At 70.9% G+C, this 23,562-nt stretch carries 22 protein-coding genes; 14 read left to right on the forward strand and 8 right to left on the reverse strand.

From position 1 onward, the window contains the following. Positions 1-18 precede the first annotated feature (18 nt). The 3 genes from NGK70_RS03115 to NGK70_RS03125 are packed head-to-tail and all read left to right on the forward strand — an operon-like array spanning position 19 to position 3,271. The gene (locus NGK70_RS03115; RefSeq protein ID WP_310742576.1) at positions 19-1,344 is read left to right on the forward strand and encodes an NnrS family protein; all 1,326 of its coding nucleotides are present in this window, start codon (positions 19-21) and stop codon (positions 1,342-1,344) included. A 57-nt stretch (positions 1,345-1,401) separates the two neighbouring features. Beyond that, positions 1,402-2,190: an SDR family oxidoreductase gene (locus NGK70_RS03120; RefSeq protein ID WP_251971919.1), complete on the forward strand. Its 789-nt coding sequence runs from the start codon at positions 1,402-1,404 to the stop codon at positions 2,188-2,190. Between the two features lie 4 nt (positions 2,191-2,194). After that, positions 2,195-3,271: a zinc-dependent alcohol dehydrogenase family protein gene (locus NGK70_RS03125; protein WP_428985566.1), complete on the forward strand. Its 1,077-nt coding sequence runs from the start codon at positions 2,195-2,197 to the stop codon at positions 3,269-3,271. A gap of 15 nt (positions 3,272-3,286) precedes the next feature. On the opposite strand, the gene NGK70_RS03130 is transcribed toward NGK70_RS03125, so the two are convergent. Both NGK70_RS03130 and NGK70_RS03135 read right to left on the reverse strand, forming a co-directional pair. After that, a complete protein-coding gene (locus tag NGK70_RS03130; protein ID WP_251971920.1) occupies positions 3,287-3,655 on the reverse strand; it encodes an iron-sulfur cluster assembly protein in 369 nt (122 codons plus the stop codon). A 103-nt stretch (positions 3,656-3,758) separates the two neighbouring features. Then, positions 3,759-4,133 (reverse strand): iron-sulfur cluster assembly protein, encoded by a 375-nt coding sequence (locus NGK70_RS03135; protein WP_251971921.1) that lies wholly within the window; start codon positions 4,131-4,133, stop codon positions 3,759-3,761. A gap of 457 nt (positions 4,134-4,590) precedes the next feature. Here NGK70_RS03135 and NGK70_RS03140 point away from each other — a divergent pair, with 457 nt between their 5' ends. Then, positions 4,591-7,632, forward strand: a complete 3,042-nt coding sequence (locus NGK70_RS03140; RefSeq protein WP_251971922.1) for an adenosylcobalamin-dependent ribonucleoside-diphosphate reductase — start codon at positions 4,591-4,593, stop codon at positions 7,630-7,632. Positions 7,633-7,645: 13 nt separating this feature from the next. Then, entirely contained in the window at positions 7,646-8,215 is a 570-nt protein-coding gene (locus tag NGK70_RS03145) for an adenine phosphoribosyltransferase (protein ID WP_251971923.1), read from the forward strand. Positions 8,216-8,263: 48 nt separating this feature from the next. On the opposite strand, the gene NGK70_RS03150 is transcribed toward NGK70_RS03145, so the two are convergent. After that, positions 8,264-8,866 (reverse strand): Ntn hydrolase family protein, encoded by a 603-nt coding sequence (locus tag NGK70_RS03150; RefSeq protein WP_251971924.1) that lies wholly within the window; start codon positions 8,864-8,866, stop codon positions 8,264-8,266. A 172-nt stretch (positions 8,867-9,038) separates the two neighbouring features. After that, positions 9,039-9,989, reverse strand: coding sequence for a LysR family transcriptional regulator (locus NGK70_RS03155; RefSeq protein WP_251971925.1), 951 nt, complete (start codon positions 9,987-9,989; stop codon positions 9,039-9,041). An 87-nt stretch (positions 9,990-10,076) separates the two neighbouring features. Here NGK70_RS03155 and NGK70_RS03160 point away from each other — a divergent pair, with 87 nt between their 5' ends. After that, positions 10,077-11,738 carry a (2,3-dihydroxybenzoyl)adenylate synthase gene (locus tag NGK70_RS03160; protein ID WP_251971926.1) on the forward strand — a complete coding sequence of 554 codons (1,662 nt, stop codon included), beginning with the start codon at positions 10,077-10,079 and terminating at the stop codon, positions 11,736-11,738. Then, entirely contained in the window at positions 11,735-12,925 is a 1,191-nt protein-coding gene (locus NGK70_RS03165) for an FAD-dependent monooxygenase (RefSeq protein ID WP_251971927.1), read from the forward strand. The genes NGK70_RS03160 and NGK70_RS03165 overlap by 4 nt, the downstream gene beginning before the upstream one ends. A 16-nt stretch (positions 12,926-12,941) precedes the next feature. On the opposite strand, the gene NGK70_RS03170 is transcribed toward NGK70_RS03165, so the two are convergent. Beyond that, on the reverse strand, positions 12,942-13,487 hold the full coding sequence (locus tag NGK70_RS03170) for a cupin domain-containing protein (protein ID WP_251971928.1): 546 nt from the start codon (positions 13,485-13,487) through the stop codon (positions 12,942-12,944). A 4-nt stretch (positions 13,488-13,491) separates the two neighbouring features. Beyond that, a complete protein-coding gene (locus NGK70_RS03175) occupies positions 13,492-14,013 on the reverse strand; it encodes a MarR family winged helix-turn-helix transcriptional regulator (protein ID WP_251971929.1) in 522 nt (173 codons plus the stop codon). Positions 14,014-14,147: 134 nt separating this feature from the next. Between NGK70_RS03175 and badH the strand changes: the two genes are divergently transcribed. The 7 genes from badH to NGK70_RS03210 all read left to right on the forward strand — a co-directional run bounded on the left by badH (position 14,148) and on the right by NGK70_RS03210 (position 21,425). Beyond that, positions 14,148-14,915 carry a 2-hydroxycyclohexanecarboxyl-CoA dehydrogenase gene (badH, locus tag NGK70_RS03180; RefSeq protein ID WP_251971930.1) on the forward strand — a complete coding sequence of 256 codons (768 nt, stop codon included), beginning with the start codon at positions 14,148-14,150 and terminating at the stop codon, positions 14,913-14,915. A gap of 35 nt (positions 14,916-14,950) precedes the next feature. Further along, a complete protein-coding gene (badI, locus tag NGK70_RS03185) occupies positions 14,951-15,733 on the forward strand; it encodes a 2-ketocyclohexanecarboxyl-CoA hydrolase (protein ID WP_251971931.1) in 783 nt (260 codons plus the stop codon). Positions 15,734-15,752: 19 nt separating this feature from the next. Continuing rightward, positions 15,753-16,910, forward strand: coding sequence for a cyclohexanecarboxyl-CoA dehydrogenase (aliB, locus tag NGK70_RS03190; protein ID WP_251971932.1), 1,158 nt, complete (start codon positions 15,753-15,755; stop codon positions 16,908-16,910). Between the two features lie 71 nt (positions 16,911-16,981). Then, a complete protein-coding gene (locus tag NGK70_RS03195; RefSeq protein WP_251971933.1) occupies positions 16,982-18,727 on the forward strand; it encodes a cyclohexanecarboxylate-CoA ligase in 1,746 nt (581 codons plus the stop codon). Between the two features lie 146 nt (positions 18,728-18,873). Continuing rightward, the gene (locus NGK70_RS03200) at positions 18,874-19,440 is read left to right on the forward strand and encodes a tripartite tricarboxylate transporter substrate-binding protein (protein WP_251971934.1); all 567 of its coding nucleotides are present in this window, start codon (positions 18,874-18,876) and stop codon (positions 19,438-19,440) included. A 32-nt stretch (positions 19,441-19,472) separates the two neighbouring features. Beyond that, positions 19,473-20,243 (forward strand): enoyl-CoA hydratase-related protein, encoded by a 771-nt coding sequence (locus NGK70_RS03205; RefSeq protein ID WP_251971935.1) that lies wholly within the window; start codon positions 19,473-19,475, stop codon positions 20,241-20,243. A gap of 21 nt (positions 20,244-20,264) precedes the next feature. Beyond that, positions 20,265-21,425 (forward strand): acyl-CoA dehydrogenase family protein, encoded by a 1,161-nt coding sequence (locus tag NGK70_RS03210; RefSeq protein ID WP_251971936.1) that lies wholly within the window; start codon positions 20,265-20,267, stop codon positions 21,423-21,425. Between the two features lie 70 nt (positions 21,426-21,495). On the opposite strand, the gene NGK70_RS03215 is transcribed toward NGK70_RS03210, so the two are convergent. Further along, positions 21,496-22,287 (reverse strand): IclR family transcriptional regulator, encoded by a 792-nt coding sequence (locus NGK70_RS03215; protein ID WP_251971937.1) that lies wholly within the window; start codon positions 22,285-22,287, stop codon positions 21,496-21,498. A 55-nt stretch (positions 22,288-22,342) separates the two neighbouring features. Next, entirely contained in the window at positions 22,343-23,449 is a 1,107-nt protein-coding gene (locus NGK70_RS03220; RefSeq protein ID WP_251971938.1) for a Gfo/Idh/MocA family protein, read from the reverse strand. Between the last annotated feature and the right edge of the window lie 113 nt (positions 23,450-23,562).

The raw sequence follows: 23,562 nt of genomic DNA on the forward strand, positions 1-23,562 counted from the left end.
CAGACTGCACAGACTTGATTGAAGTCAGGTTTCATCGCGATGCAGTTCATCCAGCTCGAAGAAGTCCGCCGTCCCGCCGTTCCCCCCGGCAGCTGGGCGCTGTGGGCACTCGGTTTCCGGCCTTTTTACCTCGTGGCCAGCGCCTTCGCGGCGCTGTCGGTGGCGCTCTGGGCGCTGCAGTTCGCCGGCGGGTCGGTGCCCCTGGCGCTGCCGGGGCTGCTCTGGCATGCGCATGAGATGGTGTTCGGCTACACCCTGGCGGTCGTCGTGGGCTTTCTATTCACCGCCGGGCGCAACTGGTCCGGCCAGCCCACGCCCACCGGGCGGCAGCTGCAGGCGCTGGTGGCGCTGTGGCTGACGGGACGGCTGGCGGTGTTCGCGCTGGGGGCCTGGCCGGGTGCAGCGCTGGGCTGGGTCACGCTGGGCTGGGTCACGCTGGGCTGGGTCGTGCTGGCCGTCAACGTGGCCTTTCCGATCGCTACCGGCTGGGCGCTGTGGCGGTCGCTGCGTGCCGGGGACAACCGGCGCAACGACTTCTTCCCGCTCGTGCTGGGCGGCATCGCGCTGGCGCAGCTGGCCTTCCACCTGTCGGAGCTGGGGGTGCTGCCCGGGCTGGGCCGGGGCGGGCTGCAGCTGGCGCTGGACGCGGTGCTCTTCGTGATGGCGGTGATGGGCGGGCGGGTGATCCCGATGTTCACCAACAACGGCGTGCGTGGCGCCGGTGCCGAGCGCCTGCCGGGGGTCGAGCGCCTGGCGCTGGGCAGCGTGCTGGCGCTGTGGGCGGTCGATGCGCTGACCGGCGTGCTGTTGCCGATCCTGTGGCCGGCGCTGCCGGGCGACTCGCCACTGGCCGCCGCTGCTGGCGCCTGGCTGGTGGCCGCGATCGCGCTGCTGGCTGCTGGGGCGCATGCGCGGCGCTGGTGGCTCTGGCAGCCGCGCGCCACCACCGGTGTGCCGCTGGTGTGGGTGCTGCACCTGGCCTATGCGTGGATTCCCCTGCACCTGCTGCTGCGTGCCGCCGCCCAGGCCGGCTGGATCACGCCCAGCCTGGCGACGCACGCGCTGACGGTGGGGGCGATCGGCGGGCTGACCATCGGCATGATGACCCGCACCGCGCGTGGCCACACCGGCCGGGCGCTGGAGGCGGACCGCTGGGAAGTCGCAGCCTACGGGCTGATCGCGCTGGCGGCACTGGCGCGGGTGGCGCTGCCGCTGGTGCTACCGGCCACCACGCTCGTGGCCATCCTGGCCAGCGCCCTGCTGTGGGCCACCGGGATGGGCGTGTACGCCTGGCGCTACTGGCCGATCCTGACACGGGCGAGGCTGGATGGACGCCCCGGCTGAACCGGCCCGTGCATTTCTATCTAGAGTAGGGCCCTGATCGAATCACAGGAGCCCGACGTGCCCGAACCCAGCTTCCCACCTCCCCGCATCGCCCTCGTCACCGGTGCCGGCAGCGGCATCGGCCGGGCCACCACGCTGGCCCTGCTGCGTGCCGGCTGGAGCGTGGTGCTGGCCGGGCGCCGTGCCGAGCCGCTGCAGGCCGTGGTTGCCGAGGCGGCTGCGGCGATGCCCGATGCCGGCATCCCGGCCCGCACCCTCGCGGTGCCCACCGACGTGACCCAGGAGGCCGGCGTGGATGCGCTGTTCGCCGCCGCGGTGGCGCGCTTCGGCCGGCTGGACCTGCTGTTCAACAACGCTGGCGCCTTCACCAAGGGCGTATCGATCGAGGACATGACGCTGGCCAACTGGCAGCAGCTGGTGGATGTCAACCTCACCGCCGCCTTCCTCTGCACCCGCGCGGCCTTCCGGCAGATGAAGGCGCAGGTGCCGCAGGGCGGGCGCATCGTCAACAACGGCTCGATCTCGGCGCACGCGCCGCGCCCTGGCTCGGTGGCCTACACCGCCACCAAGCACGCGCTCACCGGCCTGACCCGGACCGCGGCGCTGGACGGCCGGGCCTGGAACATCGCCGTCGGGCAGATCGACATCGGCAACGCGGCGTCGGACATGACCGCCGCGATGCAGGCCGGCATCCGCCAGGCCGACGGCTCGGTGAAGGTGGAGCCGGTGATGGACGTGCAGCACGCCGCCGACGCGGTGGTGCACATGGCCGGGCTGCCGCTGACGGCCAACGTGCTGTTCATGACGGTCATGGCCACCGCGATGCCCTTCGTCGGCCGGGGCTGACGCCATGGCCACGTCGGCGCAGGATACCCCAGCGGCATCACGCCCCTGGCTGGCGATGGCGCTGGAGGCGCCGGGCCGGCCGCTGCAGCAGGTCTGGCGCGAGCACCTGCCCCGGCCCGGGCCCGGCCAGGTGCGCCTGCGCGTGGCGGCCTGCGGGGTGTGCCGCACCGACCTGCACATCGTCGACGGCGAGCTGGCCCACCCGGGCCAGCCGGTGGTTCCGGGGCACGAGGTGGTCGGGCGCATCAGCGCGCTGGGCGAGGGCGTCACCGGCGTTGCCCTGGGCCAGCGCGTCGGCGTGCCCTGGCTGGGCTGGACCTGCGGCGAGTGCGAGCCCTGCCGCGCCGGGCGGGAGAACCTCTGCGAGCGCGCCCGGTTCACCGGCTGGCAGATCGAAGGTGGCTATGCCGAGCACGTGCTGGCCGATGCGCGCTACGTCTTTGCCTTGCCGGCGCGCTTCAGCGACGAGGAGGCGGCGCCGCTGCTGTGCGCCGGGCTGATCGGCTACCGCGCCTATGCGATGGCGCGGCGCTTCAACGACGGCGTCCTGCCGCGCCGGCTCGGGATCTACGGTTTCGGCGCCGCCGCGCACCTGATCGCTCAGGTGGCGGTGGCCGAGGGCTGCGAGCTGTTCGCCTTCACCCGCGCAGGGGACGAGGCGGCGCAGGACCTGGCTCGCTCGCTGGGGGCGGCCTGGGCCGGGCCGTCGGAGGCGCTGCCGCCCTCGGCGCTGGACGCGGCCCTGCTGTTCGCGCCGGTGGGCGCGCTGGTGCCGGCCGCGTTGCAGGCCGTGCGCCCGGGCGGCACGGTGGTCTGCGCCGGCATCCACATGAGTGACATCCCGGCCTTCCCGTACGCCTGGCTCTGGGGCGAGCGGCGCATCGTCTCGGTGGCCAACCTGACGCGGGCCGATGGCGAGGCCTTCATGGCCCTGGTGGCGCACCTGCCGCTGCGCATCCACACCCATGTCTACGACCTGGCGGAGGCAAACCAGGCGCTGGACGACTTGCGTGCCGGGCGCTTCGGCGGGGCGGCGGTGCTGCGCCCGGCGGTATCGACGAGCCCCGAGTCCGGCGACTGAGGACTGCCTGCCGAATCAGAGCGGCGCGTCGGGCTCCGGGACGCAGGGAGTGGCCTGGACGTGGCGCAGGTAGAGATCGGTGTCGGGCAGCTCGGCACGCAGCACCGCAAAGGCCTCCTCGGCCACGTGGTGGGCGCTGTCGCAGTGGCCCGAGCCGATGCGCAGGGTCAGCGTGGCCTCCTCCGGGCCGATCTCCAGCGCCACCACCCGGCCGGCGCTGACCACGTCCGCACCGGACACCGGATCGCGCACTTGGGTGAGCCGGGTCATCACACGCTCGATGGGGTCGGCGGGGCCGCTCAGTCGGGGCGGGGCGGCGGCGGGCGCAGCAGTGGGGGAGGGCGATACGGGCTGGAGCCAGATGGCCGGGCGGGGCGACGACATGGCGTGATCATGCCCTGAACACCCCGGTTCCCGGGGGGAGCGCAACGGTCTGGCGGCTTTGCGCGTCCGGCAACAGGGGGTGCGGCAGGTGCTGCGGTGGGGGTCAGCGGATGGCCGTCTTCCAGCCCTGGCGGGCGCGGGTGGCGGCGCTGGCGCGCGCCGGGCTCCATTCGACGTCGAGGTCGTGGGTCAGGTAGATGTCGGTGTCGGGCAGGGCGCGCTGGATGGCGCGAAAGGCGTCGTCGGCGGTCAAGTCACTGAGTGGGCAACTGGCGCCCGCGCTCACGAGGCGCAATTCCACCTCGCCGTCCGACAGCCGCAGCGATTCGATCATGCCCAGGTCGACGATGTTCTCCCCCACGGCGGGGTCGCAGACGTGGCGCAGCGCGTCCAGGGTGCGCAGCAGGGCATCGACCGGGCCGGACAGCAGCATTTCCGGAGCGACTGGCGGGTGGGCGGGGGGGGCGGTGTGCAACATGGACGAAACCTCCACTCGGTACGGGTCTTTCCGGGCCTGTTCGGGCCGCGGACGGCCGTCGCGGTACGCTGACAACAGCCTGACTGGCTGGGGTCACACTATCCACAGCCTGGGTTGGTGAGCGTTTGCGTCGCATCAAGGCCTTGCCCCTGCTGGCGACGCCACGGCCACGCAAGTGCAACAGATTGCGGCAGGTCAGGCCTTTGCGGTTGTCCAGGCGTGGCAGTCGGGTTGTGGCAGCTTGGACACTAGCCCTAGTGGGCGGATTGCTTTGATACGCTACGGCTAGTGTCTGCGTGCTATCCTTGCTGCCGTTGTGCCGATCCCGCCAGTGCCGTTCCCGGCCGGCCGGACCCACCACGGCAACCACACCGGGAGACCGGCATCGACGAGCGTGCGCAGGCGTGTTGCGCCCCGTCGCGGCCCACGTGCCACACAGGACAACAGGACCCTTGCGATGAACGAACTACTCGGGCAGGACATGCCCCTTTTCTCTGCCGACAGCCAGGGCGTGGCGCCCGCCGCCCCCCGCAGCGCCAGCACGCTGCCGCCGCAGCCTATCAGCGCGGAAGTGTTGATAGAGAAGTACGCCAAGGGTGACGAGACCAGCGTCTCGGCCGTGCGCCAGCGGGTGGCGCAGGCGTTGGCGGCTGTCGAGGCGCCCGAGCAGCGCGCCGAGTGGGCGCGGCGTTTCCTATGGGCGCAGGAGCGCGGCTTCGTGCCGGCCGGGCGGATCGCCTCGGCCGCCGGCACCACGCTGAGTGCCACGCTGATCAACTGCTTCGTCCAGCCGGTGGGTGACTCCATCGCCGAGGCCGAGGACGGCTTCCCGGGCATCTACACCGCGCTGACCGAGGCGGCCGAGACGATGCGCCGTGGCGGTGGCGTGGGCTACGACTTCAGTCGCATCCGCCCGCAGGGCGCCTGGGTGGGTTCGACGCAGAGCCACGCCAGCGGTCCGGTGAGCTACATGCGCGTGTTCGACCGCAGCTGCGAGACGGTGGAATCCGCCGGTGCGCGCCGCGGTGCCCAGATGGGCGTGCTGCGCTGTGACCACCCGGACATCGAGACCTTCATCCACGCCAAGGACCAGGGCGACCTGCGCAACTTCAACATCTCGGTGGGCGTGACCGACGCCTTCATGGAAGCCGTCGAGACGGACAGCGAGATCGAGCTGGTGCACCGCGCCGAGCCCGGCGCCAAGCAGCGGGCCGCGGGCTCCTACCAGCGTGCCGATGGGCTGTGGGCCTACCGCAAGGTCCGCGCGCGCGACCTGTGGGACCAGATCATGCGTTCCACCTACGACCATGCCGAGCCCGGCGTGCTCTTCCTGGACCGCATCAACAACGACAACAACCTGGGTTACTGCGAGACCATCGCCGCGACCAACCCCTGCGCCGAGCAGCCGCTGCCGCCCTATGGCTGCTGCTGCCTGGGCTCGGTGGACCTGACCCACTTCGTCACCCGCCCCTTCGAGGCCGATGCCGGTTTCGACGATGCCGGCTTCGCCGAAGTCTGCGCGGTGGCCACCCGCATGCTCGACAACGTGCTGGACGCCACCGTCTGGCCGCTGCCCGCGCAGCAGCAGGAGGCGGCCAACAAGCGCCGCGTCGGCCTGGGCTTCACGGGGCTGGGCGACACGCTGATCATGCTCGGCCTGCGCTACGACACGCCCGCCGCGCGTGACGCCGCCCGCCGCATCAGCGAGGTGATGCGCGACGCCGCCTACAACGCCAGCGTCGAACTGGCCAAGGAGCGCGGCGCCTTCCCGCTCTTCAACGCCGACCTGTACCTGAGCCGGGGCAGCTTCGCCTCGCGCCTGCCTGCGGCCGTGAAGGAGCGCATCCGCGAGCACGGCCTGCGCAACTCGCACCTGCTGTCGATCGCGCCGACCGGCACCATCAGCCTGGCCTTCGCCGACAACGCGAGCAACGGCATCGAGCCGCCCTTCAGCTGGACCTACACCCGCAAGAAGCGCGAGGCCGACGGCAGCTTCAAGATCTACAACGTCGAGGACCACGCCTGGCGCCTGTACCGCCACCTCAAGGGCCCGGACGCCCCGCTGACCGACGCCTTCGTCACCGCGCTGGAGATGAGCGCCGAGGCGCACGAGGCCATGGTCGCCGCCGTGGCGCCCTGCATCGATACCGCCATCTCGAAGACGGTCAACGTTCCCGCCGACTACCCGTACGAGGACTTCCAGCACCTCTACACGGTGGCCTGGAAGTCCGGCCTGAAGGGGCTGGCCACCTACCGGCCCAACAGCATCCTCGGGTCGGTGCTGAGCGTCGAGCCGGCCAAGACGGAAGCGCCCAAGGCCGAGGAGCCCAAGGCCGCCGAGCCGCCGCCGCTGACCGTGCAGCCCGCCCCACTGGACGACAGCAACGCCAACCAGCGCCTGCGCCTGGACCGCCTGCCGCAGCCGGTGCTGGCCTCCCTGCGCTGGCCGAAGCGCCCGGACATGAACGCCGGCAACCCGGCCTGGAGCTACATGATCCAGCACCCGCACGGCGACTTCGCGCTGTTCGTGGGTGAGCTGCCGGCCGAGGCCGGCCCGGACGCCGGCCTGTTCGAGCGCAACGTGCCCTTCGAGGTCTGGGTCAACGGCGCCGAGCAGCCGCGCGGCCTGGGTGCGCTGGCCAAGACGCTGTCGCTGGACATGCGGGCCAACGACCCGAGCTGGCTCAAACTCAAGCTCGACGCGCTGGCCACCGTGGCCGAGGAGCGCGCCTTCGAGATGCCCTTCCCACCGAACGGCGAGCGGCGCCTCTTCCCGGGCGTGGTCGCGGCCACCGCCGCGGTGATCCGCTGGCGCTGCGAGCAGCTCGGCGCGCTGCAGGAGGGGGGCTCGACGCCCGTGCTGGACGCCATGTTCAGCCGCAGCGAGCCGCGCACTGGCACCGACGGCACGCTGGCCTGGGCGGTGGACATCGACAACCCCGCCACCGGCGAGCAGTTCACCCTCACGCTCAAGGAAGTCAGCCTGCCCACGCCGGACGGTGGCCACGTCACCCGCCCCTGCGCGATCGGCTTTGCCGGCAACTACCCGCGTGCGCTGGACGGCCTGGCGCGCCTGCTGTCGCTGGACATGCGCGTGATCGACCCCGCCTGGATCGGCATGAAGCTGCGCAAGCTGCTCAACGTCGGCGAGCCGCTGGGCCACTTCATGGCCCCGGTGCCCGGCCAGCGCCGCCAGCAGGTCTGGCCCAGTACGGTGGCCTACGTCGCCCGGCTGGTGCTGCACCGCTACGCGATGCTCGGCGTGCTCGACGAAACCGGCGAGCCCGTCAACGCGATGGGCGTGCTGGCCGCGCCCGCCGAAGCCACGGAAGCGGTCGGATCGGCCGGCTCGGCAGCATCTGCCACCGCCCCGGCGGGCAAGGCCGCCACCCGGCCGATGGCCGGCAAGCCCTGTCCCGAGTGCGGCAACGCCACCATGATCCACAAGGACGGGTGCGACTTCTGCACCAGCTGCGGCTACGTCGGCGCCTGCGGCTGAGCGGACGGCAGCGATGTCCTCCGCCCCGCGCGACCCCCTGATCAGCGACCCGGGCGCCTTCATCCGCGCCCACATCCGCACCGTGCCCGACTGGCCCGAGGCGGGCGTGATGTTCCGCGACATCACCCCGCTGCTGGCCAACCCGAAGGTGTTCCGGGTGCTGATCGACCAGTTCGTGCACCGCTACTTCAGCCCCCGGCCGGACGTGGTGGCGGGGCTGGACGCGCGTGGCTTCATCATCGGCAGCGTGCTCGCCTACGAACTGGGCGTGAGCTTCGTGCCCATCCGCAAGAAGGGCAAGCTGCCCTTCACGACGGTCGAGGAAACCTACGAGCTGGAGTACGGCAGCGCCACGGTGGAGATCCACACCGACGCCGTCAAGCCCGGTGACCGCGTGGTGCTGATCGACGACCTGATCGCCACCGGCGGCACCATGATGGCGGGGCGCCGCCTGCTGGAGCGCCTGGGCGCCCAGGTGATCGAAGGCGCCGCCATCGTCGACCTGCCCGAGCTGGGCGGCTCGCAGCGCCTGCGCGATAGCGGCCTGCCGCTGTTCACGCTGGTGGACTTCGAGGGGCACTGAGGCGGCTGGTCGGGCGTCGCCCCCCGACCCAGGTCCAGAAGGCCGTCGTCAGTCCACCGCCTGCGGCGCGGCGTCGCTGCCCACCTCGAAGCGGTACAGCCGCATCTCGCCCCCGCTGCCCCGGTCGAACTCCATCGCCGCGGCCAGCCCCTGGCGGGCCACCGCGAGGGCGTCGGGGCGCTCACCGCCCATCTGCCAGCCCGCATGCATCGCCCCCAGCGCGTAGGGCCGGCCGGTGCCGTTGGCCCAGAAGCGGCCGAAGTTCAGCACCTCCCGGTGGGCGTACACGCCATAGATGCCACTGCCGTTGGCCACCAGGGCCGAGATGTGATTGGCCTCGTAGGGGTCGTCCGGCTGCTTCTTGGGGTTCAGGAAGAAGTCGTCCTTCAGCCGCTTGTGCACGCGGGTGAAGGTGTTGAACACCTCCTCGTTGCTGCCCAAGCGGCAGTCGTCACCCAGGCTGCGCAGCGCCTGGATCAGCGCGGTGTAGTGCGCCACGCTGCCGGTCAGCCCGATGCAGCTGTGGCCGACGAGAAAGAGCTTCGGGTTGTCGCCATAGGCGTGGCCCAGCCGGGCCTCCCCCTGCATCAGCAGGGTCTCGGCGCCGATGACGATGCTGTCGGCACTGCGGACCGCAACCACGGTGGACATGCGTGCAACTCCTGGACAGGGCCCGCCGGGCAGGCCAATGGATCACCCGCCGCCGCCGTTGGAACGGCAGGCGGCAGCACGAGGCTGGCAGCGTAACGCCGGTGCAGACCGGCAGAGGCCCGATCTGCCGGCCGGCGCAGACCTTGTTCGCGGGCCCGTGCATCGCGGCGGTTCAGGCACCCGCTCCTGCCAGCCGCTCGCGCAGCCAGCGGTGCCCCGCATCGCCATGCCAGCGCTCGTGCCAGCACTGGCGCACGTCGAAGTCGGGCAGGGCGATCGGGGGCTCGGCCTGTTGCAGCGGGAGGTTGGCCGCCCACTGCGACGACCACTGCGCCGCCACGCTGCGCGGCACGATGGCCAGCAGGTCGGTGCAGGCGACGATGGCCGGCAGGCTGAGGAAGTTCTGCACCCGCAGCGCGATGCGCTCGCCCAGGCCCTCGGCGCGCAGCGTGGCCTCGACGACGCCGTGGCCGGTACCCGCGGGCAGCACCACCGCGTGGGCGGCCTGGCCGAACGCGGCGCGTGACAGCCGCCCGGCCCCATCCAGCAGCGGGTGGTCGCGCCGGGCGATGACGATGTAGTGCTCGCGCAGCAGGCGCTGCTGGTACCACCCCGCGCCGCTGAACTCCGGCAGGTTGCCGATCGCCAGGTCCACCTCGCCGCTTTGCAGCGCGGCCTGCGGGTCGTGCTCCGGCATCGGCAGCGTGGCGAGCTTGACGCCCGGGGCCTGCTCGCGCAGTTGCGCCAGCAGGCGCGGCAGGAAAAAGGCCTCGCCCAGGTCGGAGATGTAGAGCGTGAAGCGCCGCTCGCTGGTCGCGGGGTCGAAGGCCGCCGGCCGCCGCAGTGTGGTCTGTAGCGTTGCCATCGCCTGGCGCAGCGGCGTGGCCATGGCCTGCGCGTGCGGGGTGGGCGCCATGCCCTCGCGGGTGCGCACGAAGAGCGCGTCGCCCGTCAGCCGACGCAGCCGGGCCAGTGCGTTGCTCACCGTCGGCTGCGCCAGGCCCAGGCGCTCGGCCGCGCGGGTGATGCTGCGCTCGGCCAGCACGGCGTCGAAGATGCGCAGCAGGTTCAGGTCCCAGTCCGGGGCGGCGTCCGCGGTGGCGCGGCCTGGATCATTCTTCATGGGAATGATGCTATTTGGCGAGATTGCTGGTGGGAATCCGGGCCGGCCACTAAGGTGCGGGCCACAACGACAGACTGGAGACACGCCGTGCTGCAAGGATGCACCCCTTGGCCGGACGAGCTGGCCGCGCGCTGGAGGCGCGAAGGCTGGTGGGAAGGCCTGACCCTGTGGGACATGGTGGCCCGCACCGTGTCCCGTGCGCCGGACAAAGCGGCGGTGGTGGCGGGAGAGGTTGGCGAGTTCCGCCAGACCTACGCCGAGCTGGACCGCGCGGTGGCCCGTGTGGCCGCCGGCTGGCTGGCGCTGGGCCTGCGGCCGCTGGACCGCGTGGTGATGCAGCTGCCGAACACCCCCGAGTTCGTCCACCACTACCTGGCGCTGGTGCGCATCGGCGCGATTCCCGTGATGGCGCTGCGGGCGCACCGGCTGGCGGAGGTGCGGCACTTCGTGCGGGCCTCCGGCGCGGTGGCCTACGTCGGCCCGGACGCGATCCGTGACTTCGACTATCGCCCGATGGTCGCCGAGGTGCAGCGCGAGCTACCGCACCTGCGCCACATCGTCATCGTCGGCACGCCGGCCGAGGGCCAGGTGGCGCACGACGACCTGCTGGCGCGCGCGGGTAATGAGGCTGGGGCAGCCGCTGCCCTGGCCACAGTGGCGGTGGACCCGGCCGAGGTGACGACGATGCTGCTCTCGGGCGGCACCACCTCGATGTCCAAGCTGATCCCGCGCACGCACGAGGACTACGTGCTCAACGCGCGGCTGTGCGGCGTGGCGGCGGGCTTTGACAGCGGCACCGTCTTCATGGCCATCCTGCCGCTGGGGCACAACTACAACCTGGCTTCGCCGGGCATGCTGGCCACCTTCTATTACGGCGGCACGCTGGTGATCGCACCGTCCACCGACACGGCGGCGATCTTCGGCGCCATCGCGCGTGAGCGCGTCACGGTGGTCGCTGCGGTGGTGCCGTTGATCGCCGGCTGGCTGACCTCGCCCGAGCTGCAGCGCTTCGACACCCGCAGCCTGCGGGTGATCCAGAACGGCGGTGCCCGCCTGGCGCCCGAGCTGCGCCAGCGCCTGCGCGAGCGCTTCCCCGGCTGCACGCCGCAGGAGGTCTACGGCACCGCCGAGGGCCTGATCAACATGGTCCGGCTGGATGACGCCGATGACTTGGTGCTGGAGAGCTCCGGCACGCCGGTCTGCGCCGCCGACGAGATCCGCGTGGTGGACGACCAGGACCGCGACGTGGCCGACGGCGAGCCCGGCGAGCTGCTCACCCGCGGGCCGTACACGATCCGCGGTTACTACAACGCCGAGAGCAAGAACCGCGAGGCCTTTACTCCGGATGGCTGGTACCGCATGGGCGACATCGTGCGCAAGCGCGGTCGTTACGTCTTTACAGAGGGCCGGCGCAAGGACCTGATCAACCGCGGCGGCGAGAAGATCAGCTGCGAGGAGGTGGAGAACCTCATCTTCGGCCACCCCGCCGTCCTGGCCGTGACGCTGGTGGCGATGCCCGACCCGGTCTTTGGCGAGAAGGCCTGCGCCTTCGTCATCCCGAAGGCCGGCCGCACGCTGACGCTGCCCGAGCTCATCGCGCACCTGCGCGCCCAGGGCATCGCCAGCTTCAAGCTGCCCGAGCGGCTGGAGCTGGTCGACGCCTTCCCCACCAGCCCGGTGGGCAAGATCATGAAGCGCGAGCTGCGCGAACGCATCGCCGCGCAGGTGGAACAGGAGAGCCGTCCATGAAGATCAAGATCCTCGGCGCCGGCCCGGCCGGCCTGTGCTTTGCGGCGCTGATGAAGCGCCAGGACCCGCGGCACGAGGTCACCGTCATCGAGCGCGGCTCGCGCGACGCCACCTGGGGCTTCGGCGTGGTGTTCTCCGACCGGGCGCTGGACTTCCTGCGTGCGGACGACGAGGCGCTCTACGCCCTCGTCACCCCGCACATGGAAACCTGGGACCACCTCAGCATCGTCCACAACGACACCCGCATCCCCATCACCGGCAACGGCTTCTCGGCGATTGGCCGCCTGGAGCTGCTGCAGCTGATGGTCGCCCACGCCGAGGCGCTGGGCGTGCAGATCCGCTTCGACACGGAAGCCACCTCGCTGGCGGCCATCGACCCGGAGGCGGGAACGGAGAACGAGGCCGACCTCATCGTCGCCAGCAACGGCGCCTTCTCGTGGGTGCGCGCGGAGAACGAGGCGCGCTTCGGCACCACGATCGACTGGCGGCCCAACCGCTTCATCTGGTACGGCACGAGCCAGGTCTTCGACAGCCTCACGCTCACCTTCCGCGACACCGAGTGGGGCGTCTTCTGCGCCCACCACTACCGCTACAGCCCAACGATGAGCACCTTCCTGGTGGAGGTGACCGACGCAACCTGGCGGCGCGCCGGCTTCGACACGCTGGACCCGGCGGCCACCATCGCCCGCTGCGAACAGGCCTTCGCCAAGGACCTGGGCGGCCACCCGATCCTGTCGAACCACTCCTACTGGCGCCAGTTCCCGGCGGTGTGGAACGAGCGCTGGAGCTTCGAGAACGTCGTGCTGCTGGGCGACGCGCTGCGCACCGCGCACTTCTCGATCGGCTCCGGCACCCGGCTGGCGATGGAGGATGCGATCGCGCTCGCGAAAGCCTGCCGAGACCAGAACCTCGGCGAGCGGCCCGCGCGCGAGCAGGTGCGCGCCGCGCTGGAGGCTTTCCAGGCGCAGCGCCTGCCGCCGATGCACAAGATCTGGAACGCCGCCAACGTCAGCCTGCGCTGGTACGAGCGCATGGACGAGTGGGTGCCGGGCCTGAGCCCGGTCGAGTTCGCCTACAGCTACATGACCCGCACCGGCCGCGTCAGCCACGCGGAGATGCGGCGGCGCGATCCCGGGCTCGCGCAGGCCTATGAGCAGTTGCACCCGGAGGCCGACCCCGGGCATTGACGTGGGGGCAAGCGGCTCAGGGCTCACCGTCCCAGTAATCCAGACTTGGCGCGGCACGCTGGACGACGTCGAAGGCCGTACCGTCACGGCCCTGAGCCGTCGCGAGGTACTTGCCTGAATCCGGGTACTCCACGATCTCCGGTGACTCCCGGGTGCTGATGGACAGGTACTTCAGCGCTGCCGACGAGGTGTTGATGATCTGGTGCGGGTAGTCCGGCCCGGCGGGAATGAAGATCACGTCGCCCGCCCGGATGGGCAGGCTCTCGCCGGCTACCCGCAGCGTGCCGCTGCCTTCCAGCAGCACGAACATTTCCTCCTGGGCATGGTGGCAGTGGTACGGGCAGCCGCACTTGCCGGGTGCGAGCACATCGATGGACGCCCCGAGCTTGCGTGCGACCGTGCCCGCGGCCAGCCGGGCGAATTGGCCGTCGTACAGGGGTTCGCGGACCAGGTGCTCCATGGGCGCGCCATCGAAGTTCCGGATCAGTTGCGAGGCGAGGGCCTGGGCGCGATCGGTCAGGCCGGTCGCATCGGGTGCATCGTTCGAAGGGGGCGGGGTCATGATGTCAGGCTCCGTCGGTCGAGCCGGTCTCCCCGCCGTCCACCCACTCCCCATCCAGCCGCTGCATGTTCTCCAGGATCTTGAGCAGATAGTGCAGTGTGTGGGTGGTGTCGTTGAAGGAGAAGTCCTTCAGGATCTCCTCGTAGTAGGCGTGGATCTTGGGCAGGGCCAGGTCCTGCCAGACGTGGCGGCCGGACTCGGTCATGGTGATCAGGCGGGCGCGCCGGTCACGCCCGTCCGGGACGATGGCCAGGTGGCCGTCGCGCTCCATGCGGCTCAGCACGCCCGACAGGTTCTGCCGGCTCACCATCAGGTAGCGGGCCAGGTCGCCCACGCCCATGCCGCCCTGCGCCACCGGCCGTGACAGCGCGCCCAGCACCGCCCATTGCTGCGTCGTCAGCCCTTCGGCCTCCACGGCTCGTGTCCCGGTTTTGTGCAACATGTTTGCGCATTGGTAGAGACGAAAGAAGAGCCGATTGGCCATCTCGTACTTGGCGCTGGCGACTGATTCATCAGGGTTTGTCATGAGATTTCCGGGTCCGCCAGGGACTTGCGCTGACGGGCTGCGCCCGCCTAAGATATGTCAATACATTGACGCAATTGAGGTCGCAGCGAGGCAACCCGTGGCGACGATCCTAACCCTGCAAGGACTGAGTGGACATGCGCAGATTCGACGGCAAGACGGTGGTGGTGACGGGTGGCGGTGGCGGCATCGGCGGGGCGACCTGCCGGCGCTTTGCGGCCGAAGGCGCTGCGGTGGCGGTGTTCGACCGCAACCTGGAGGCCGCCGAGGCGGTGGCCGCGGGCATCCGCGCCGAGGGCGGCCGGGCGCAGGCCTTCGCGGCCGACATCTCCCGGCGCGCCAGTGTGGACGCCGCGGTGGCCGCCACTGAGGCCCAGCTGGGCCCCATCGGCGTGCTGGTGAACAACGCCGGCTGGGACGTGTTCAAGCCCTTCACCAAGACCGTGCCGGCGGAGTGGGACCAGCTGATCGCGATCAACCTGGTCGGCGCGCTGCACATGCACCACGCCATCCTGCCGGGCATGGTGGAGCGCAAGTACGGCCGCATCGTCAACGTGGCGTCGGACGCCGCGCGTGGCGGCTCCTCCGGGGAGGCTGTCTACGCCGCCTGCAAGGGCGGCCTGGTGGCGCTGTCCAAGACGCTGGCGCGCGAGCACGCCCGCCAGGGCATCACGGTCAACACCGTCTGCCCGGGGCCGACCGACACCGCGCTGCTGGCCGGCGTGGCCGAGGGCGCGCGCGACCCGGCCAAGCTGCTGGAGGCTTTCCGCAGCGCCATCCCGCTGGGCCGCCTGGGCCAGCCGGATGACTTGGCCGGCGCGATCGCCTTTTTCGGCAGCGACGACGCCGCCTTCATCACCGGCCAGGTGGTGAGCGTGTCGGGCGGCCTGACGATGCACGGGTGATCCAACCACCCCACAGACCCTCAAGGAGCAGCCTCATGAATTTCGAAGACATCCTGTACGAAGTCCGCAACGGCGTGGCCTGGATCACCATCAACCGCCCGGACAAGATGAACGCCTTCCGCGGCACCACCTGCGACGAGCTGATCCGTGCGCTGAACAAGGCCGGCTACGACCGCGAGGTCGGTTGCATCGTGCTGGCCGGCGCGGGCGACCGGGCCTTCTGCACCGGCGGCGACCAGTCGGCGCACGACGGCCACTACGACGGCCGCGGCACCATCGGCCTGCCGATGGAGGAGCTGCACACCGCGATCCGCGACGTGCCCAAGCCGGTGATCGCCCGCGTGCAGGGCTTTGCCATCGGCGGCGGCAACGTGCTGTGCACGATCTGCGACCTGACGATCTGCTCCGAGAAGGCCATCTTCGGCCAGGTCGGCCCCAAGATGGGCTCGGTGGACCCCGGCTACGGCACCGCCTTCCTGGCCCGCGTGGTCGGAGAGAAGAAGGCCCGCGAGATCTGGTACCTGAACAAGCGCTACAGCGGCAAGGAGGCCGAGGCGATGGGCCTGGCCAACGTCTGCGTGCCGCATGAGCAGCTCGACACCACGGTGCAGGAGTGGGCCGAGACGATCTGCGAGCGCAGCCCCACCGCCATCGCGATTGCCAAGCGCAGCTTCAACATGGACACCGCGCACCAGAGCGGCATCGCCGGCATGGGCATGTACGCGCTCAAGCTGTACTACGACACCGAGGAGTCGCGCGAAGGCGTGAATGCGCTGAAGGAAAAGCGCAAGCCCGACTTCAAGAAGTACGCGAAATAAGGCCCCGAGGAGCGCGCGGATGAATCCGAACCCCTACACCGACGACGATCTCCAGACTCTTGCGGAACACGCCCGGCGTTTTGCCACCGGCCGGGTGGCGCCGGGCTTCCTGGCGCGGGATAAAACGCGGGATCTGGACCGCGCGCTGCTCAAGGAGATGGGCGAGATGGGCTTCCTCTGCCCCGAGCTGCCGGAGGAATTCGGCGGACAGGGCCTGGGTTGCCTGGCCGCGGGCGTGATCCACGAGGAAATCGCCCGCGCCGACCTGAGCGTGTCCTACCTGAACCTGCTGGCGTCGCTGAACGGGCAGATCCTGTCGCGCTACGGTGACCCGGTGGTGGTGAGGCCCTGGCTGAAGAGACTCACCGCCGGCGAGGCCATCTGCGCCATCGCGCTCACCGAGCCGCGTGGCGGCTCGGACGCGGCCAACCTGCGCCTGAAGATCGAGCGGGTGGGCGACGAGTACGTCATCAACGGCGAGAAGACCTCGATCTCCGCGGCCGACCAGGCCGACATCACGGTGGTGTTCGGGCGCACCGGCACGGTGGAGTCGGGTGCGCACGGCGTCACCGCGCTGCTGGTGCCGATGGACACGCCCGGGCTGACCACCAGCCGCTTCGACTGCCACGGCCAGCGCGCCATCGGCCGCGGCTCGATCTTCTTCGAGAACGTGCGCGTGCCGGTCAGCCACCGCCTCGGCGACGAGAACAAGGGCTTCGTGCAGGTGATGCAGGGCTTCGACTTCTCACGCTCGCTGATCGGCCTGCAGTGCCTGGCCGTCGCCCGCGTCGCGCTGGACGAGACCTGGGAGTACATCACCCAGCGCCAGGCCTTCGGCCAGCCGCTGTCGGCCTTCCAGGGCGTGACGCACCCGCTGGCGCAGTTCGACACCGAGGTCGAGGGCGCCCGGCTGCTCTGCCTGCAAGGGCTGTGGCTGAAGGACCGCGGCCTGCCGCACACGGCGGAAGCCGGCATGGCCAAGTGGTGGGGGCCGAAGCTGGCCTACGACGTCATCCACCAGTGCCTGCTTTGCTTCGGCCACGGTGGCTATGACCGCGGCCCGATGGAGCAGCGCCTGCGCGACGTGCTGGGCTTCCAGATCGGCGATGGCACCGCGCAGATCATGAAGACCATCATCGCCCGCACCCGCGCCGGGCGGAAGAACGTGCCGGCCTGAACCGCAGGCCCCGGAACCCCGCGCCACCGATCCCGACAAGACCGATCCCATCCGAGGACAGGAGACAAGACATGGACTTCGACGCCGTTCTGCTGCCGCCGCGCCGCGCCGCCAGCGTGGCCCAGGGCTTCTGGTTCGACCGCACGATCAACGACGACCTGGACGCCTGCGTCGCCGCGTACCCGGACAAGCGGGCCCTCACCGCGATCCAGGTCGAGGGCGGTGCCGCCGCGCCCACCACCACCTGCTTCACCTACCGCGAGCTGGCGGCGATGGCCGACCGCGTCGCCGTCGGCCTGGCGCGCCTGGGCGTGAGCCGCAACGACGTGGTGGCGATGCAGCTGCCCAACTGGTGGCAGTTCACCGTCACCTACCTGGCCTGCTCGCGCCTGGGGGCGGTGCTCAACCCGCTGATGCACATCTTCCGCGAGCGCGAGTTGGGCTTCATGCTCAAGCACGGCGGCGCCAAGCTGATGATCGTGCCGAAGACCTTCCGCGGCTTCGACTACGAGCAGATGCTCGAAGGCCTGAAGCCCACTCTGCCCGACCTGCAGCAGCTGGTGGTGGTCGGCGGCAGCGGCGCCAACAGCTACGAGGCCCTGCTCAGCGGCCCGGCCTGGGAGAACGAGCCGGACGCCCGCGACATCCTGACGCGCAGCCGCCCGGGCCCGGACGACATCACCCAGCTGATCTACACCTCCGGCACCACCGGAGAGCCCAAGGGCGTGATGCACTCGGCCAACACGGTGATGGCCAACATCGTCCCCTACGCCGAGCGGCTGCGCCTGGGCGCCGACGACGTGGTGCTGATGGCCTCGCCGATGGCGCACCAGACCGGCTTCATGTACGGCCTGATGATGCCCATCATGCTGCGCGCCAGCGCGGTGCTGCAGGACATCTGGGAGCCGAAGAAGGCGGTGGAGGTCATCCGCGCCGAGGGCGCCAGCTTCACGATGGCCTCGACGCCCTTCCTGAACGATCTGGCGCGCACCGTGGCCGAGACGGGCCAGGCGGTGCCGACGCTGCGGACCTTCCTCTGCGCCGGTGCGCCCATCCCCGGCCCGCTGGTCGAGCAGGCGCGCAGCGTGCTCAGCGGATCGCCGGGCCGCTCCCAAGATCCGCGTTCCCCCTCGGGGGGCGAGCACCCGCAGGGGGCTCAGGGGGCCTACGCTACGAAGATCGTGTCCGCCTGGGGCATGACCGAGAACGGCGCCGTCACGCTGATCGAGCTCGACGACGACGACCGGCTCGCCGCCACCACCGATGGCTGCCCGCTGCCGGGCGTCGATCTGAAAGTGGTGGGCGACGATGGAGCCGAGCTGCCGCGCGGCCAGTCCGGCAAGCTGCTGGTGCGCTCGGTGTCCAATTTCGGCGGCTACCTGCACCGGCCGCAGTGGAACAACACCGACGCCGACGGCTGGTTCGACACCGGCGACCTGGCCACGATGAACGAGGCCGGCTACATCCGCATCAGCGGGCGCAGCAAGGACGTGATCATCCGCGGCGGCGAGAACATCCCCGTCTTCGAGGTCGAGGCGCTGCTCTACAAGCACCCGGGGGTCGCCCAGGTGGCGGTGGTGGCGGTGCCCGACGAGCGCCTGGGCGAGCGCGCCTGCGCGGTGGTGGTGCCGAAGGCCGACCAGACGCTGACGCTGGCCGAACTGGTGGATTTCCTGAAGGCGCAGAAGGTGGCGCTGCAGTACATCCCCGAGCGCCTGATCCTGCGCGAGGCCATGCCGTCCACGCCCTCCGGAAAGATCCAGAAGTTCAAGCTGCGCGAGATCGTCCGGGAGATGGTCGCCAGCGGCCAGATCTGATCCGGCGGCGGTCCGGCCGGTCGCCTGCTCACCCGCTCACCGCCCCTCGTCTTTCCCTGAACCCGCCTCCTCCGGTGCGCGCTGCCGCGCCCGGAGCGGGCCGGCTCGTCCCCACACCTGTCTGCATCTCACATCAGGAACCCGCCATGACCCTCCCGAACCGCCCCCAGCCGCTGCGCCGCAGCGCCCTGAAGCTGGCCGCCGCCACGCTGGCCGCCGCCGCGCTGCCGGCCATCGCCCAGGCCCCCGCCTGGCCGGCCAAGGCGGTGCGCATCGTCGTGGGCTTCGCCCCCGGCGGCACCACCGACGTGATGGCCCGCACCCTGGCCCAGGCGCTCACCGAGGCGCTGGGCCAGACCGTGATCGTCGACAACAAACCCGGCGCCAGCGGCAACCTGGCGGCCGGCGAGGTGATCAAGGCGGCGCCGGATGGCTACACGCTGCTGATCGCACCCACCTCGGTCGAGACGGCCAACCCCTCGCTGTTCAAGTCCAACCTCCTGCCCTCGCGCGACCTGGCGCCGGTGATGTCCATCGGCCGCCTGACGCGCGAGCTGAACAAGGCGCTGGCCGCCCCGGCACTCAAGCCGCGCTTCGGCGACCTGGGCGCCGAGCCGGTGGCACTGGACACGCCGGCCTTCAAGAAGCTGCTGGCCGACGAGGGCAAACAGCTCTCGACCCTCATCAAAGACCGCAAGATCATCGTGGAGTGATCACGGCGCGTGAATGAACCTTTGGAGGCCTCATGCCTGTTGTCCTGACCGAGACCCGCGGCCGGGTGGCCGTCATCACACTGAACCGGCCGGAGGCGCTGAATGCGCTGAACGACGAGCTGATGGACGCGCTGGGCGAGGCGCTGCTGCGTTTCGACGCGGATGACCGCGTCGGTGCCATCGTGCTGATGGGCGGGCCCAAGGCCTTTGCCGCCGGGGCGGACATCGCGGTGATGGCCGACTGGGGCTATATGGACGTCTACCAGGGCCAGTTCATCACCCGCAACTGGGAGACGATCCGCTCGGTGCGCAAGCCGGTGCTCGCCGCGGTGGCAGGCTTTGCCTTCGGCGGCGGCTGCGAGCTGGCACTGGCCTGCGACGTCATCGTCGCTGCGCACAGCGCTCGCTTCGCCCTGCCCGAGATCAAGCTGGCGATGCTGCCCGGTGCCGGCGGCACGCAGCGCCTGCCCCGCGCCATCGGCAAGGCCAAGGCGATGGACCTGTGCCTGTCCGCCCGCGTGCTGGATGCCGACGAGGCCGACCTCTACGGGCTGGTCTCCCGCGTGGTGCCCGATGACGAGCTGCACGGCGCCACGCTGGCGCTGGCCGAGCGCATCGCCGGCTACTCGCTGCCCGCGCTGATGGCCATCAAGGAGGCCGTCAACCGCAGCTACGAATCCACGCTGGCCGAGGGCGTGCTCTTCGAGCGCCGCCAGCTCTACACCCGCTTCGCCAGCGAGGACGCGCACGAGGGCATGCAGGCCTTTCTCGCCAAGCGGCCGCCTGAGTTCAAGCACCGTTGAAGCGGTCACCGGAGTTTTGCGATGGCCATCGATGCCGAATCCTTCGAGCTGCTGCTCGCCACCGTCCAGCGCTTCGTGCGCGAGCGCCTGATCCCCGCCGAAGATGGGGTGGAGGAGCAGGACCGCGTCCCCGACGAGCTGATCGAGGACATGAAGGCCATGGGCCTGTTCGGCCTGACCGTGCCGGAAGAGTACGGCGGCATCGGCCTGTCGGTGAGCCAGGAGATCCTGGTGAACTACGAATTGGGCCGCACCGCGCCGGCCTTCCGCTCCGTCTTCGGCACCAACATCGGCATCGGCTCGCAGGGCATCCTGATGGACGGCACACCCGAGCAGAAGGCCGAGGTCCTGCCCCGCATCGCCAGTGGCGAGCTGATCATCTCCTTCGCGCTGACCGAGCCGGATGCCGGTTCGGACGCCGGATCGCTCAAGACCAGCGCGCGATTGGAGGGCGATCACTACGTCCTCAACGGCAGCAAACGCTTCATCACCAATGCACCGCGCGCGGGCGCCTTCACGCTGATGGCACGCACCGGCGGGCCGGGCGCAGCCGGGGTGTCGGCCTTCATCGTGCCGGCCGACACGCCGGGCCTGTCGCTGGGCAAGCCCGACCGGAAGATGGGCCAGCGTGGCACCAAGACCTGCGACGTCATCCTCGACAACGCCCGGGTGCCGGCGTCCCACATCATCGGCGGCGTGCCCGGCCAGGGCTTCAAGACCGCGATGAAGGTGCTCGACCGCGGCCGGCTGAACATCTCCGCCGTCTCCTGCGGGCTGGCCTCGCGCATCCTGGACGAATCGCGCCGCTACGCCCGCGACCGCCGTCAGTTCGGCAAGCCGATCGGCGAGTTCCAGCTCATCCAGGCCCTGCTCGCCGACAGCCAGGCCGAGCTGCTGGCCGCCTGGGCGCTGGTGCAGGAGGTGGCACAACGCTTCGACCGCAAGCCGCCCGGCGCCTCCGACCCGGACGTGTCGATGCGCGTGTCCTGCGCCAAGCTCTTCGCCACCGAGATGGTCGGCCGCGTCGCCGACCGCGGCGTGCAGATCCACGGCGGCGCCGGCTACATCAACGAGTACCCGGTCGAGCGCTTCTACCGCGACGCCCGCCTGCTGCGCCTGTACGAGGGCACCTCGCAGATCCAGCAGGTCGTCATTGCAAGGGAGTTGCTGCGGGAGGGGTGAAGGCGCGGGCGGGGGGTGTTCGATTCTTGCCTCTTGCCTCTTGCCACCCTGACCCGATCCCGCCCGTCCCTCAGGCCGGCGCGTAGGCCCGATCAAACAGCGGCGAGGCCCCGCTGACATTCGCGATGTCGCTGGCCGCGGCCAGCAGGTCCGGCGCCAGCGCCCGCATGCGCTCCTCGGTCAGGCGCACCGAGGGGCCTGAGATGGCCAGCACGCCGACCGCGCCGCGGCCGGGCACGGAGATGGCGGTGGAGATCGCTGCCAGGCCCGCCGCGTAGGTGTCCACCGTGATGGCGTAGCCCTGCTTGCGCGCGGTGCGGATCGCCTTGAGCAACGCGGTCGGGGTGGTGGGGGCGGCCGGGCCGTAGTCGCTGGTCTTGCCGAAGCCCTGGCGGCTGACCAGGGTCAGCGCGTCGTCCTCGCTCATCGTCGACAGCCAGACGTGGCCCGACGAGGTGCAGCTCAGCTTGGCGTCGATGCCCTGGTCCGGGTCGTAGCGCAGGCCGGAGCGCGCGCCCTGCGACAGCGCCACCCAGGTGATGTGGTCCACGTCCACCACGCCCAGGCGCACCAGCTCGCCGGCCGTCTCGGCCAGCCGGTCCATGATCGGCTGGCAGAGGTCCACCACGCCGGAGTGCTTCAGGTAGTTCAGCCCCAGCGAGATCAGCTTGGTGGTGAGCATGTAGTCGCCACGCTCGCGCGACTGGCGCACGTAGCCGTGCTCGGCCAGTTCGGTGAGCAGACGGTGCGTGGCGCTGCGCGGGATGTCCAGTTCGTCGGCCAGCGTGGCCAGCGGCACGCCGCGCACGTCCCGGGCCAGGCGCTCCAGGATCGCCAGGGTTCTTTCCATCACGCCGGACATGCGTCGTCTCCCGCGGGGGTGGTGTTCAAGGTGGGCTCGTAGGGAATCGCCGATTTCACCCCGCCAAGCTTACCGGTTCGCCGCGTGCTGCCGCGGTGTGCACCGCCAGCGCGACTTCGAGGCTGCGCAGCGCGTCGCGCCCCGGGCAGACCGGCGCCTCGCGGCCCTCGGCCACCGCGCGCAGGTGCGTCAGCTGCTCGACGTAGGGGTCGCGCCGGTGCAGCGCGGTGTGGCGCAGCGTCAGCGGCTCGTGCCAGCCGGCGGCGCCGTCGTAGCGCCAGAGGTTCAGCCGCGGCAGCGTCAGCGCGCCCTCGCTGCCGGCCAGGTGGGCGCTGTCGATGGCCTGCTGCGGGTAGTGCGCCGCCTCGCCGGCAGCCAGGTCCCAGTTCCAGGGCGACACTGCCGCGTCGCTGGTCAGCAGCGTGGCCAGCGCGCCCTGCTCGAAGCGCAGGATCACCGCGGCGCTGTCCTCCACCTCGAAGCCGCGCTGCGCCGAGGACGTTGCTGCCTGCACCGACACCACCTCGCCCGCGCGCGGGCCGAGCAGCCAGCGCAGCTGGTCGATGTCGTGGATCAGGTTGATCAGCACCGGCCCGCCCCCCGGCTCGCGCCGCCAGGCCAGGTCGAAGTAGGGCGCCGGTTTCATCCAGGTGGCCAGCACGTTGGCGACCACCGGCCGGCCGATGGCGCCCTCGGCGATCAGCGCGCGGGCGCGTTGGCTGATCGGGTTATGGCGGCGGTGGTGGGCCACCAGCAGCGGCACGCCCGCGGCGTCGGCCGCGTCGCAGAGCGCCGCGCCGTCGTCCAGGCTGCCGGCCACCGGTTTTTCCATCAGCACCGGCAGGCCGCGGGCGATGCAGTCCAGCCCCACCGGCCGGTGCGTGGCGTTGGGCGTGGCCACGATCACCGCGGCCAGGCCCAGCGCGCCGGCCGCATCCAGCAGCGCGCGGTGGTCGGCAAAGGCCGCCACGCCGATCGAGCGGGCATAGGCCTGCCCCGCTTCGGTGGGGTCGGCGAGGGCGACCAGCTGCACCGCCGGGTGGGTCAGGCAGCGCTCGGCGTGCATGCGGCCGATGGCGCCGGCGCCGATCAGGGCGATCGGCATGCGGGCGGGTGGCGTTGGGAAGGTTGCGGTGGCGGTGGCTGTGGCGTCGAGGGTCATCGTGCTGGATCTCCGGCGGGGACTGGTTAGTCCGCAGTGGCGGCGGATGGGTCGATTGTGTGAGAATCGCCGAGCGATAGTGGAACGTGTTTCCACTAATGAATTTCGATCCA

This window comes from Sphaerotilus microaerophilus, from assembly GCF_023734135.1.
In the GTDB taxonomy this organism is placed as follows: Bacteria; Pseudomonadota; Gammaproteobacteria; order Burkholderiales; family Burkholderiaceae_C; genus Sphaerotilus; species Sphaerotilus microaerophilus.